The sequence below is a fragment of the Chroococcidiopsis sp. genome (genome assembly GCF_051657925.1).
Lineage (GTDB): Bacteria > Cyanobacteriota > Cyanobacteriia > Cyanobacteriales > Chroococcidiopsidaceae > Chroococcidiopsis.
Genome location: NZ_JBOFLP010000382.1, coordinates 14,591 through 28,083, shown reverse-complemented (window position 1 = coordinate 28,083; position 13,493 = coordinate 14,591). Strand labels below are relative to the sequence as shown.

Annotated in this window: 11 protein-coding genes and 1 pseudogene; all 12 read left to right on the top strand. The window is 47.5% G+C overall.

All coding sequences use genetic code 11. The features are described 5' to 3' along the window. The first annotated feature begins 282 nt into the window (after positions 1-282). The 12 genes and pseudogenes from ACRC32_RS30750 (at position 283) to ACRC32_RS30695 (ending at position 13,487) form a co-directional block, all read left to right on the top strand. Complete coding sequence (locus ACRC32_RS30750; protein WP_438557533.1) at positions 283-465, top strand: hypothetical protein; 183 nt, start codon at positions 283-285, stop codon at positions 463-465. A gap of 51 nt (positions 466-516) precedes the next feature. After that, positions 517-817, top strand: a pseudogene (locus ACRC32_RS30745) (alternative oxidase); the annotation flags it as partial. 334 nt (positions 818-1,151) lie between these two features. Continuing rightward, entirely contained in the window at positions 1,152-4,829 is a 3,678-nt protein-coding gene (locus tag ACRC32_RS30740) for an NB-ARC domain-containing protein (RefSeq protein WP_438557532.1), read from the top strand. 207 nt (positions 4,830-5,036) lie between these two features. Further along, positions 5,037-5,891 carry a dioxygenase family protein gene (locus tag ACRC32_RS30735; protein ID WP_438557531.1) on the top strand — a complete coding sequence of 285 codons (855 nt, stop codon included), beginning with the start codon at positions 5,037-5,039 and terminating at the stop codon, positions 5,889-5,891. 161 nt (positions 5,892-6,052) lie between these two features. After that, positions 6,053-6,511, top strand: coding sequence for a lipocalin-like domain-containing protein (locus ACRC32_RS30730; protein WP_438557530.1), 459 nt, complete (start codon positions 6,053-6,055; stop codon positions 6,509-6,511). A 60-nt stretch (positions 6,512-6,571) separates the two neighbouring features. Continuing rightward, on the top strand, positions 6,572-8,779 hold the full coding sequence (locus tag ACRC32_RS30725) for a cytochrome-c peroxidase (RefSeq protein WP_438557529.1): 2,208 nt from the start codon (positions 6,572-6,574) through the stop codon (positions 8,777-8,779). 26 nt (positions 8,780-8,805) lie between these two features. Next, on the top strand, positions 8,806-9,204 hold the full coding sequence (locus ACRC32_RS30720; protein WP_438557528.1) for a nuclear transport factor 2 family protein: 399 nt from the start codon (positions 8,806-8,808) through the stop codon (positions 9,202-9,204). Between the two features lie 46 nt (positions 9,205-9,250). Further along, positions 9,251-9,976 (top strand): alpha/beta fold hydrolase, encoded by a 726-nt coding sequence (locus ACRC32_RS30715; RefSeq protein ID WP_438557527.1) that lies wholly within the window; start codon positions 9,251-9,253, stop codon positions 9,974-9,976. A gap of 92 nt (positions 9,977-10,068) precedes the next feature. Beyond that, positions 10,069-10,536 carry an acyl-CoA thioesterase gene (locus ACRC32_RS30710; RefSeq protein ID WP_438557526.1) on the top strand — a complete coding sequence of 156 codons (468 nt, stop codon included), beginning with the start codon at positions 10,069-10,071 and terminating at the stop codon, positions 10,534-10,536. Positions 10,537-10,767: 231 nt separating this feature from the next. Then, entirely contained in the window at positions 10,768-11,049 is a 282-nt protein-coding gene (locus ACRC32_RS30705) for a hexameric tyrosine-coordinated heme protein (protein ID WP_438557525.1), read from the top strand. A gap of 62 nt (positions 11,050-11,111) precedes the next feature. Then, positions 11,112-11,795 carry an alternative oxidase gene (locus ACRC32_RS30700; RefSeq protein WP_438557536.1) on the top strand — a complete coding sequence of 228 codons (684 nt, stop codon included), beginning with the start codon at positions 11,112-11,114 and terminating at the stop codon, positions 11,793-11,795. A 51-nt stretch (positions 11,796-11,846) separates the two neighbouring features. After that, entirely contained in the window at positions 11,847-13,487 is a 1,641-nt protein-coding gene (locus ACRC32_RS30695; protein ID WP_438557524.1) for a GMC family oxidoreductase, read from the top strand. Positions 13,488-13,493: the final 6 nt, after the last annotated feature.

Sequence of the window (13,493 nt, the reverse complement as noted above, 5' to 3'; positions counted from 1 at the left end):
AGAGTATAGGCTTTGTGCCGAAAATCCTGAAGTTTGTCAAAATTACTCATGGTCAAGTGATTTGAAACGTCTTTGACCATGAAGCGAGCGGAATCAACGATCTGACCGCTTTTCTTTGCTAATTAGTCTAAACTCCAGTGTCTTAGAGCAGATAAGGATACTTATTTGGGATTTGAATGAGGCATCTAAGTATAATTACTTATGAGCGCGAACGATTTCTCGCTATCTCTAGCGCGATCTCCTAAACTAATAGTCAATTAAATTCCTAGAAGAACTGCCATTATGCCTCTTCGCCCCATCCCAGATCCGGTCATCCTAACTAACTCCATCCAACTTGCCGATCCTGGCTGCGCCACAACAGTAGCCACAACCGCATCCAACCAACCAATAGATCTGCGACAATCGCGAGTGGACGAGTTTTTGATGGCGCGATCGCACTCTCCAATCATTCGCTTGGTTGTGTGAGACAATTTAACGACAAAACTGATTATGGAATCATTAGGGGGCGATCGCGGTGAAGAACTTAAAACTCAAGCAGCACCCCAAGTCGCAATTAACTATTACCGAGATGGCGCTCTGTATATGTTTAAGGAATTTCAAACTGCAACTCGCTCTCAGTTTCGCCGTCCCAAAATTGACAACCTCTACGATGTATTTGTAAATATTCGCTTCGGACGAAGGCGAACGCGTAAAAACCCCGATTGCTTGTCGGCAGCCAGAGGCAGGAAAAACTTTTGAGAGTCCCCATAGTGTCTTGACTCTAGCAGATGCCAATACAACAAGCACGCCTAACTCTTCAGAAAAACGATCGATCTGAGCAACCATGCTTAAATAGTGTCACAAATAATGCCAAGTTGCCTGAGCCACTTATGGTAGGCAATCAAATAGCGATCGCTAGCTGAGTGTACTTCCGCTGGCAAATCTCAAGGTAAATATCGGGGTTGCTGGAACTCGACAATAACGATATGTTGACTGAGATGGAGTTTGCAAGTTTTCCAAGATATGTAGTGACCGAGTGTTTTGCTTCAGGCGCTTGCTGTTAGAATAATCCTGAAGAAACTAAACTCAAACAGCGCAAATCGGCAATAAAGTCAATGTAAATTCTGTTAGGCTCCAATTTGTCTCCAGTCTCGTCACTTTAGCGGTTGTTTATGGCTTCCATACCGCCAGCTAAATCTAAACGCGAGCGTGGTGTCATTCTTACTGCTCAAGGATGGCAAAAATTACAACGGGTAAAGCAAGCAGTAGAGGTGGAGTCTAACTGGGGTCGGCGTTTGACTCGCGAACAATTGAGCGATCGCACGGGTTTATCGCTACATACAATTTCTCGCATTCTTCAGCGTCAAGAACGAGTAGATCGGCAGTCGCTAGAGTGCTTTTTTCATGCCTTCAGCTTGGAACTATCCCCTGAAGACTGTGCTGTAAATGAGTCGCTTGCTTCAGTTTGGGTATCTGGGCAAGAAAGCCAACAACAGGATTGGGGAGAAGCGATTGATGTCTCGACATTCTGCGGTCGAGAAGCAGAACTAGGACAACTGCGGCAATGGTTGCTGGAAGAACGCTGTCGTCTAGTGGCAATAATGGGGATTGGTGGCATTGGCAAGAGCGCGTTAGCAGTGCAGCTAGCACGGCAAATTCAATCCCAGTTTGAACTGGTTATTTGGCGATCGCTCTCCAACGCACCGCTATTGGAAGAGTTACTCGAAAGCATATTGCAATTTCTGCTTCATGTGCGATCGGAAGATCCAGTCCCTCCTGCCAGCCTGAACGATAAATTATCAAAGCTGATGGAATGCTTGCGCTCCTCGCGCTGCCTGCTGATTCTAGACAACGCTGAAACGATTTTACACTCTGGTAGAGCCGGACAGTATCGCGACGGCTACGAAGGTTACGGTCAACTGCTGCGCTGTTTTGGAGAAGTCTCCCATCAAAGTTGCGCGATCGTCACGAGTCGGGAAAAGCCGAAAGAGGTAGCATGGCTCGAAGGCGAATGGCTACCCACACGATCGCTACTACTGAGAGGGCTACAACTAGCCCAAGGGCGAGAGCTATTTCGCCAAAAGGGACAATTTACGGGTACAGAAGCAGAATGGAACCGACTGGTGACTCACTATGGGGGCAATCCATTGGCGTTGAAGTTAGTGGCAGCAGCAACTCAAGAACTATTTGACGGTAGCATTACGCCCGTGTTGCAGTATGTAGACCAAGGCATTCTTATCTTTGAAGATATCCGCGATTTACTAGAGCGGCAGTTTCAACGCTTGTCAGCGGTCGAGCAAGAAGTCATGTATTGGTTGGCACTGCATCGAGAACCGATTGCGATCGCCCAGTTAGCAGAAGCGATGGTGACAGTCATTTACAAGCGCCAGCTACCCCAAGCAATGAATTTCTTGTTCCGGCGATCTCTAATTGAGAAAAGTGGCGAGTATCTGTCACTCCAACCGATGGTAATGGAGTACGTTACGGAGCGATTTGTCAAGCAGGCAAGCGAGGAATTAACTAGTCAACAGCTCGACTTATGCCAGCGATTGCCATTAATGCAAGCACTGGCTAAAGACTACGTGCGGGAGACACAAAGACGGCTGATCGTGCAGCCTACGATCGAGCGTTTGCTAACTCACTTAGGCGAACGCCAAGCAGTCAAGCGATTGCGACAGTTGCCAAGCCAGCAGCGGCAACAAGTACGATCGCGATCGAGCTACGCCGGAGGTAATATTATCAATCTGCTCGTACAGATGAAAGCAGATTTGCGATCGCTTGACTTTTCGGAACAAGGGGTGTGGCAAGCCGATTTACGCCAAGTAAATTTATCTGGTGTAAATTTTCAAAATGCCAATCTGCTCAAGTCTGCGTTTGCCGAAACCTTAAGAAGTGTAGTCTCAGTTGTATTTAGTCCCGATGGTAACCTGTTAGCAACAGGCGATGTAGATGGAAAAATTCGCTTGTGGCAAGTGGCAGACGGCAAACAGCTTTTGACACTTGAGGGACACACGGGATGGGTCTGGTCAGTCACCTTCAGTCCTGACAGTAAAACTATAGCCAGTGGCAGTCATGATACTTCAGTGCGGTTGTGGGATGTCCGCACTGGTCAATGTCTGAAGGTTTTGCAAGGACATACGAGCGGCGTGCGATCGGTTGCTTGGAGTCTAGATAGTCAAACTATAGCTAGTGGTAGTTTTGATGCATCAATTCGATTGTGGGATGCGGGTGGTAAGTGCGATCGAGTATTGTCAGGTCATACTGGCGGAGTTTGGTCTGTTACCTTTGCCCCCAGCCCCGATGCTTGTATTTTAGCTAGTGGCAGTCATGACACTTCAGTTCGGTTGTGGAATATTCGGACTGGTCGATGCTTGAAAGTGTTGTCAGGACATACGGGTGGCGTGCGATCGGTTGCTTGGAGTCCAGATAGTCAGATAGTTGCCAGTGGTAGCGAAGACTCGTCAGTGCGATTGTGGGATGTGAGGCGCGGTCGTTGCCTCAAAACATTGCACGGGCATACAAGTGGAGTTTGGTCTGTTGCTTTTGCACCAAGTCAAGAATCGAGCGATCTTTTAGGCGATCGCATCTTAGCCAGTAGCAGTGCTGATTCCTTAGTACGGTTGTGGGATGTGAATAGCGGTCAGTGTCTCAAGGCGTTATCAGGACATGCTAATTGGGTCTGGGCAGTGGCTTTCAGTCCGAATGGTAGTATTTTAGCCAGCGGCAGCCACGATGCTTCTGTACGATTGTGGGATGTCAAGCGGGGTCGATGTCTAAAAGCTTTATGCGGCTCCACTAATGGCATCCGCTCGGTCAGTTTCAGCCCAGATGGTAGTACCCTAGCTAGTGGTAGTGAAGACGCGATCGTGCGTTTATGGGATGTCAAGAGTGGTGAATGCCTGCAAGTTTTACACGGTCATGCTAAGGAGGTGCGATCGGTTACCTATGCACCTGCAAACTCCAGTAATACCCAACAAGACAGTATCCTCGCAAGTAGTAGTGCCGATCTCTCAGTCAGATTGTGGGACGTGCAGCGCGGTCAGTGTTTCCAAATACTACACGGACATACCAATTGGGTGTTTTCAGCTATCTTCAGTCCTGATGGTGAAACTTTGGCTACTGGCAGCTTCGATCGCTCTGTGCGATTATGGGACGTGCAGCGCGGCGAGTGCCTGCAAATTTTACAGGGTCATACTGATTGGGTATGGTCGGTCAGCTTCAGCCCGATCCCCCCATCCCCCCTTACTAAGGGGGATTTAGGGAAAATCTTAGCTAGTGGTAGTGCTGATGCCTCCATCCGCTTGTGGGATGTAAACAGCGGTGAATGTCTGCAAATTTTACGCGGTCATGCTGGTTGGGTCTGGTCGGTCAACTTCAGCCCAATCCTCTCATCTCCTCTAGATAAGAGGGGCTTAGGGGGGATCTTAGCTAGTGGCGGTGCTGATGCCTCCATCCGCTTGTGGGATGTCAATAGCGGTGAATGCTGGAAAATATTACACGGTCACACCAGCGGGGTACGCTCGATTGCCTTCAGTCCAGACGGTAGGATGTTGGCTAGCGGTAGCGATGACTGCTCGGTGCGATTGTGGGATGCGACAAGTGGTAAGTGTCTGCAAGTGTTGCCAGGTCATACGAGTTGGGTGTACTCAGTTACTTTCAGTCCTGATGGTTTATTACTGGCTAGTGGCAGCCAAGATGAAACGATCGCGCTTTGGGATATTGGTTCGGGTCAGTGCTTGCAAACGCTACGAGCTGACCGACTTTATGAAGGCATGAAGATTGCAGGCGCAATAGGTCTAACACCAGCCCAAACAGCTACGCTTTTGGCATTAGGAGCAGTCGATCGCTAAGTTAGTGGCTAACTGGCTCATCTTGCCTGGTCAAAATCCAGAATTATGCCGAAGCTAGATATAAGAAGAAGGCGTAGGGGCGCACAGCTGTGCACCCGTACAAAAGTCAAAATTATAACTTTTGCATAAATCGAGCGATCGCCACCCATGTAGAGGAAAAGAAAAGATTTGGAAACGCTGATAAATTTCCGTTGGAGGAGTTAGATCGTGCAAATTACTCTCGACAACATTACTCAAACAGTCATCAATCACGGTGATGGTGGCAAAACGCACCCGCGACTTTACGAGATTTACCGCAGCTTAATTACGCACCTGCACGCCTTCGCCAAAGAGGTGAATTTAACCGAACAGGAATTGCAGTTGGGGCGCGATTTTCTCAATCGGGCAAGTCACCATACTCAAGAAATCCCCAATGGGGAAATCCACATGCTGACAGACTTGATCGGCATCTCCGAACTGGTAGAGCTGTTGCACGATGCCAACGATACAGCAACAGAAAGCAATCTAGAAGGTCCGATGTACGTACCGGATGCACCAGAACGCAACATGGGAGATCGCCTGGGGATAGATAAGGACGGCGAACCGCTGATTTTTTCAGGTTACGTATTAGACTTAGACGGTAAGCCAATCGCTGATGCGATCGTCGATGTTTGGCAACCAAATTCTCAAGGACTCTACGATCTTCAAGATCCATCCCAGCCAAAGGATAACTTTCGCGGTCGTTTCAAAACAAAAGCAGATGGAATTTATAAATTTGAAACTGTAGTCCCGACAGGCTATCATATCCCCGCTAGCGGACCCTGCGGCGAAGTCTTGGAGTTATTAGGACGACATACCTGGCGGGCTGCACACATTCATTTCAAGCTCAGCGCCCCTGGTGGCTACACGCCACTAACAACACAGATATTTATTGCTGGCGATCCCCACATCGATTCGGATACAACTTTCTCGGTCAAAACCGCGATCGCCTCTTTGCAAAAACACGATGCCGTTGACGAACTGATGGCAAGCGGTCGACACGTACCGTTTTACACTACGAATTTTAATTTTGTGCTGCGATGATAATAGTGAGTCGGGAGTCGGGAGTCGGGAGTCGGGGAGAAGAGAGCTGCTCTTGAGCTGGGGAAGCTGGGGGAGAAATTCAATTCAAAATTCACTCACCACTCACCACTCACCACTCACCACCCAACTACCCATTACCTATTACCAATTACCAAATACCAATGATCGATGACCAACTTTTAGGAACTTGGAAATTAATTAGTGCGATCGCCATCCTTCCTGATGGAAGTATCGAGCCTGACGTGTATGGAGCAAATCCAGTTGGATATATTACTTATACGCCAGAAGATCGAATGATGGTGATGTTTGCCAGGAGCGATCGCGCTCCCTTCAGCATAGATATCAAGTCGCCATTGGGTAAAGATATACAGCTAGTGCCAGACACGGAATTAGTACAAGCTTTTACTACTTTTAATGCTTATGCAGGGACGTACAAACTAAATGGAAATACTGTAACTCATCACATTGAAATAGCATCGATTCCCAATCGGGTAGGTACAGATTTAGTTCGCACTTTTAGCTTAAATGGAAACCGAGTCACGCTGAAAACGCCACCCACTCTCAGCGATGGTGTTGTCAAAGTTTTTGAGTTGGTATGGGAACGAGTAGAAATTGTATAGTCATATCTCGATTTTCCAAGATGGCGATGAAAAATAATTCGGCTAAAACGCCAAAATACTATGGAAGACAATCGTAGAAATATTTATGGCAATTCGTCCGAGCAAAACAGCTTTGAGCATCTAACAGCTAAACCAAAGAATCGAGAAAATAATATTTTTTTTATTTTGATTAGATTCTTTTCAAAATTATTCAAACCGAAAATTTTTCTTGTCAATCTTATCAGTAAAATCCAGAGCAAAGCGATCGAATTTGCTCGCCGGATGAAAAGTGGCATGGCGATCGCCATCTTCGTAGCAGCTGCAATTGTGGTAGGAGATACTATTTCAATGGAATTAGCCGCAGCGCAAACATCGCCTCTGGTTCCGCTCAAAAACGTACCGATTCCCGTCCCCGATAATATTGGGGAATTTATCAGAGACAAGACAGCCGCGATCGCGTTGGGAAAAACTTTTTTCTGGGATATGCAAGTTGGCAGCGATGGAATTCAAGCTTGTGCTAGCTGTCACTTCCACGCTGGCGCAGATAATCGGTCGAAAAACCAACTCGATCCAAATCGGTTGCGGGTGAATAGCGATCGCACTTCTAACCCCGATACAACTTTCAATACCGGAGGCGGGGCAAACTACCAACTCAAACCAAAAGATTTCCCTTTCCACAAGCTCAAAGATCCGCGCGATCGCTTGTCGGCAGTTATAGCAGATAGTAACGATGTTTCCTCTTCCCAAGGCGTATTTAGATCTAAGCTGATTAGTGTCGTTCCTGGTAGTGCTGAGGATAGAGTAGAGCAGCTAGACGATCCTGTATTTAACGTTCAAGGGATCGAAGTCCGTCGCGTCGAACCCCGCAATACGCCGTCAGTTATCAACGCAGTCTTCAACTTCCGCAACTTGTGGAACGGACGCGCCCTTAACATATTTAATGGAGTCAATGCACTGGGACAGAGAGATCCCGATGCTTTTGTTTTGCAAGCAGATGGATTAGAACGGCTCAAACAAGTTAAAGTGCGGCTCAATAATTCCTCTTTGGCTTCTCAGGCGGTGGAGCCACCCACCAGCGAATTCGAGCAATCGGCGATCGGTCGTCTGACACAACTTTCGGAAAGTAATACTAATTCAAATACTCAACTGCAAGTATCCGATCGCTTTCAACCCAATCAGCTCAGTCCGTTGGGAAATAAGCGCATCGGCAAAAAGCTACTTTCTCTGCAACCTCTGAGCAAACAGCTCGTACATCCTGAAGACAGCGTTCTCGGTCGCTATAGCAATTTCCCCAAACCAGGATTAAAAGTCAGTTATGAGTCACTGATTCAAGCCGCTTTTCAACCGCAGTGGTGGAAATCTAACCTAGTTATTCGTTCTGATGACAGTGGCGGAACTCTTATCGCTCAGCCAAACCGACCGTTGAATGTGAATGAATCAAAGCTAATTGAGTATAATTGCGCCTTATTCTTTGGACTAGCAGTGCAAGCTTACGAATCGACGCTGATATCTGATGATGCGCCGATCGATCGCTATTTAGCCGGAAAAACCAATGCCTTGAGCGATCGACAAAAGCTTGGTTTAGATATTTTTCAAAATAAAGGTCTATGCATTGGTTGTCATGCAGGAGCAGAGTTTACCTCTGCTTCTGTTGGCAGTGTAGCTAGTCAAGGGCGAATTGGGCGATCGCCAGTTGGGACAAATCCGCCGGAAGACAGGGGCTATTTCAATATTGGCGTTAGACCCGTACAGGAAGATTTAGGGATCGGTGATGACGATCTACTCGGTAATTCTCTTTCGGAAGTGCGGTTAGCTCAACAAAGAAAATTTCAGCAACTCTTAGGCGAAAACCCTCCTACTTTCAATCCACCACTCGACCCGAATGAAACTGTCGTGGCGGATGGAGCTTTTAAAACACCAGGACTGCGTAATGTAGAACTGACGGCTCCTTACATGCACAATGGCGGGTTCTTGACTTTAGAGCAAGTTGTCGATTTCTACAATCGAGGTGGCGATTTTGAGGGTTTTCCCAGTCTGCCAGTGCTGAATTTGACAGCGAATGAAAAAGCGGCGTTAGTCGCATTTTTGCAGGGGTTGACTGACGATCGCGTTCGTTATGACAAAGCCCCATTCGACCACCCACAGATCTTCGTTCCCAACGGACATCCAGGTAACGAGAAGACTGCGAACAACGACGGAACGGGGAAAGCTACCGATAACCTAGTCGAGATCCCTGCTGTCGGTCGCAACGGTGGCGATCCTTCACCCAATTTCCTCGCCGCTCAATAAACTCTATCCGTTTTAGAGGTGAAAAGATGAAATCTGCGGAAGTTGTTGCAATTACCCAACCCGAACCAGAAATAGAACGGCAAGAAGAACGCCGTTACCAGGCAATGTTGGATAACGATCTCGTGACGCTCGAACGGCTGCTAGGGGAAGAACTACGCTACATACATTCAAATGCACTGGTCGATAGTAAAGCGAGTTACATCGCTTCCCTGAAATCGGGTGCAGTGCAGTACCAGCAAATTGTGCGTGAAAACGTGCTGATCAAAGTTTACAGCGAGACTGCTGTAGTGACGGGCAGAATCTTAATGACTGCCATAGTTAGAGATGAAGTCAGGTATATAGACAATGTTTTTGTCAATATCTGGGCAAAGCAAAAACAGGGATGGCAATCGATTCATTTTCAGTCTACGCCCATTTCAAGATAGTGGCGAACGGGCTTAATTTCCACACCACATTTAAAGGAGTCATCCTATGTCAACTTTTGTCTTAGTTCACGGCTCATGGCACGATGGTTCTACTTGGGAGCCTGTTATCAAACATCTAAAAGCTAATGGGCATCAAGCTTTTGCTCCCACAGTCGCCGGACACGGTAAAGGTGTGAATAAAAATGTCAACCATGCCCAATGTACGCGATCGATTGTAGATTACATCGTTGATAAAGACTTAACCGATATCGTTCTTCTAGGGCACAGTTACGGTGGCACGATTATTGCCAAAGTCGCCGAAGCAATCGGCGATCGCATTCGGCGGCTGATCTTCTGGGATGCTTTTGTCCTCAATAATGGCGATAACCTCAGAGATAATTTACCGCCCCACTATCAAGCGTTATTCGACTCTCTAGCCAGAGAATCGGGTAATAACACGGTGATGATTCCTTTTGATATCTGGCGGGAGGCGTTTATCAACGACGCTGACGTTGAGCTGGCGAAATCCAGTTACGCCCAATTATCATCGGAACCCTATCAACCGTTGATTGACAAGTTGGATTTGAAGCAGTTTTACTCGCTGTCAATTCCCAAGAGTTACCTCTACTGTAGTGAAGATATCGCACTACCTCAAGGCGAGTGGGGCTGGCATCCGAGAATGTCTGAACGTTTAGGATTATTTCGACTCGTGCAAATGCCAGGTAGCCATGAAGTGATGTTTTCTAATCCTATCGGCTTAGCAGAAAAGATTATCGCCGCAGGACGCGACTAGAATTGAAACTTCAAAATGGTACTACAATTTGACCAAAAATCGGTGTCTTTCTTCATAGCAATAACGTTTTATCCTGAATGGGAAGTGAGTGAATGCAAAAAACAATTTTCTTTGACTTAGAGGTTTATTCTTATCAGATTGACCTGCTAGGACACGTCAATAACGCTATCTATATTCAATGGATGGAAATTGGGCGAACCAAGCTATTAGAGGTAGTTGGTTTGCCAACTCCAGAAATTGTCAAACAGGGATTTGCACCTGTTTTAGTTCATACCAGTATTACCTACAAATCGCCACTTTTTTTAGGCGATCGCGTGTCTGTCAATGTTTGGGTCTCCCAACTGAAGAATGCCTCTGCCATCGTGCAATTCCGATTCCACAACCAAGAAAAAATCCTGGCAGCAGAGGGCCTGCAAAAGGGATTATTTCTTGACTTACATACGATGCATCCTAGGCGACTTAGCCCAGAAGAAAAAGCATTGTTTGCTCAATATCTATGCCAAGAAATACCAATTCCTGAAACAGAAACAGAATTTGCATTAGAAACCATTTCAACATAATGATTCAACTCAATCTAAAGTTTTGTAACCTACATGAGTGTGAGAATGACCCTTTTGTGGCAGCAGTACGATAGGAAGTTATGATGAATGCGAATAATTTCCTGCACGAAACACCCGTCCCAGTTAGCATTCGGCGGATGGCATCGATCGTTTTGCTGCTGACGATCGTTAATTTTCCAAGATTGTGAATTTAACGTTCTTTAGAAAACGCTAATTGCAGGAGATTTTGATATGGATAACGTAATTGCTCCGAACCATGCACCTGTTGTAACATCACCAGAAATTACATTAATCCCGAACAATTCACTCTTGACCGAGACACCGGAAGCAGGACGGCAACTAGCAGTTACAATGGCACGGCTGATTATTAAACTAACTCAACCTGATGAAGAAAAGCGCAAACAAATGCGAAAAGTTTATGACAATGATGCCATGATGCTAATTGCCGTGGGTCAAGTTGTCGCAGCAGAATTTGCCACGATCGCCGCTGCTAATAACTACTGGCGGAAGTAGCATTTTAAAGCCGTTAAATCAATCATGTGTTCTGATGCAAGGAGGAATACGCTATGAAACTTTTGATTCGAGCGATCGTGAGCTTTTTTGTCTTCGTTGTCGATGTCATCTACGGCAATCGTTCTTACGCTCGGTTTTACGTGCTAGAAACAATCGCCCGCGTTCCTTATTTTTCCTATCTATCGGTGCTACATCTCTACGAGACGCTCGGTTCCTGGCGCAAAGCAGACTGGTTGAAAGTTCACTTTGCCCAAAGCTGGAACGAATTGCATCATCTGTTGATTATGGAATCTCTGGGCGGCGATCGCCACTGGATCGATCGCTTCATCGCTCAACATATTGCTGTGATGTACTACTGGGCGATCGTGCCGCTCTATATGCTGTTTCCCAAGTACGCCTACTACCTGATGGAACTGATTGAAAATCATGCCTATCATACCTATGACGACTACTTGAAGGCGCATGAAGCACATCTGAAAACTCAAAGCGCTCCTCAAGTGGCGATCGACTTCTATCGCGATGGCGATCTCTATATGTTTGAAGAAGTTCAGACGACAGCCAATCGTGAATTCCGTCGCCCTAAAGTGGATAATCTATACGACGTGTTCGTGAATGTTCGCGATGACGAACGCGAACATGTGAAAACAATGGAGGCGCTCCAGAAACCAGAAGCGCAGCCTACCTTTCACAGTCCTCATACGGTTTTTATTGCAGCAAAAGCTTTACCGAGCGAAGGAGAAGCTTAAATTGTATTCGATTCAATCTACGGTTTCGCCGCCTACACGAGGAGAAGCATAATGACAACACGACACGCAACCGATGAAATTCCTTCCTATGACTTTATTATCATTGGTGCTGGGGCTGCTGGTTGCGTGCTTGCCAATCGCCTGAGTGCAAACCCGCGCCATCGCGTGCTACTACTCGAAGCAGGTGCGCCAGATAGCAAAACCGAAATCCACATTCCCGCCGCGTTTAGCAAACTATTCAAAACCGAATACGACTGGAATTACAGCGCCGTGCCGCAATCAGGGCTGCAAGGTCGAGAGAGTTACTGGGCAAAGGGTCGTACCTTGGGTGGCTCCACATCAATTAACGCGATGATGTATTTGCGCGGCGTTCCTGCCGATTACGATCGCTGGGAGGCTTTAGGCAATCCTGGTTGGAGTTGGCGGGATATACTGCCTTACTTCCGTCGTTCTGAATGCAACAGTCGCGGCGGTGACGAGTTGCATGGCGATCGCGGTCTACTGTATGTCGAAGATCTGCGCGATCGCAATCCCCTCAGTCACGCTTTTGTTGAGGCAGCACAAGCGATTGGTTTTCCCTACAACCGAGATCTCAACGGTTCGCAACTAGATGGTGTGGGTTGGGTGCAGGTAACGCAGCACCGAGGTCGCCGTTGGAGTACGGCTGATGCCTTTTTGCGTCCAGCCATGCGGCGCTCAAACCTCCAGGTACTTACGGGCGCACAGTGTACCCGCGTGTCGATCCGCGATCGCCGTGCCGTTGGTATGGAGTATCTGCGTCAGGGAACCCGACAAACAGCGATCGTCACCCGTGAAATTATTCTTGCTGGTGGCACGGTTGGCTCTACTCAACTGCTGCTGCTATCTGGAATTGGACCCGCTCGACAATTGCACGAGTTGGGAATTGACGTATTAGTAGATTTACCAGGAGTAGGGCAGAACTTACAAGATCACGTTGCGGTTGCCGTAGTTATGGGTAGCACGCAACCGTTATCACTGCTCAATGCCAATTCGCCGCGAGAGTTATTTAAATACTTGCTATTGCGGCGCGGGATGTTAACTTCCAGCGTCCTAGAAGCCGCTGCTTTTGTGCGAACTGAGCCAAGTCTTGTTGCACCCGATTTAGAGTTGCAATTTGCGCCCGTAGTGTTTCACGACTACGGACTAGTTGCAGCAACCGAACATGGAATGACGATCGGACCAACATTAATCGCCCCGCGTAGCATCGGCTCAATGCAGTTGCGATCGCCCAACCCTTTAGAACATCCTATCATCGACCCGCAATATCTCTCCGATCCAGAAGGACACGATTTGCGGGTGATGGTTGCAGGCGTGCGGCAGGCACAGGAGATTTTCGCCGCTAGTCCAATGGCAGCCTATCGAGGTAGACCGATTCTACCCGATCGCCTGCTCCAGAGCGATCGCGAAATTGAGGATTACGTGCGCTCGGCATCAGATGGTTGGTGGCATCCAGTTGGGACGTGTCGCATGGGAACCGATTCTCTGGCAGTAGTCGATCCGACGCTACGGGTACGAGGTGTTGAAGGGCTGCGAGTGGCTGACGCTTCAGTGATGCCGACTATACCGCGCTGTCACACAATGGCTCCGACAATTGCGATCGGTGAGAAGGCTGCCGATCTCGTATTAGAACAAACTCGATCGCTTGAGGAATTAGAACAATTACAGGGCTAAAAAGTT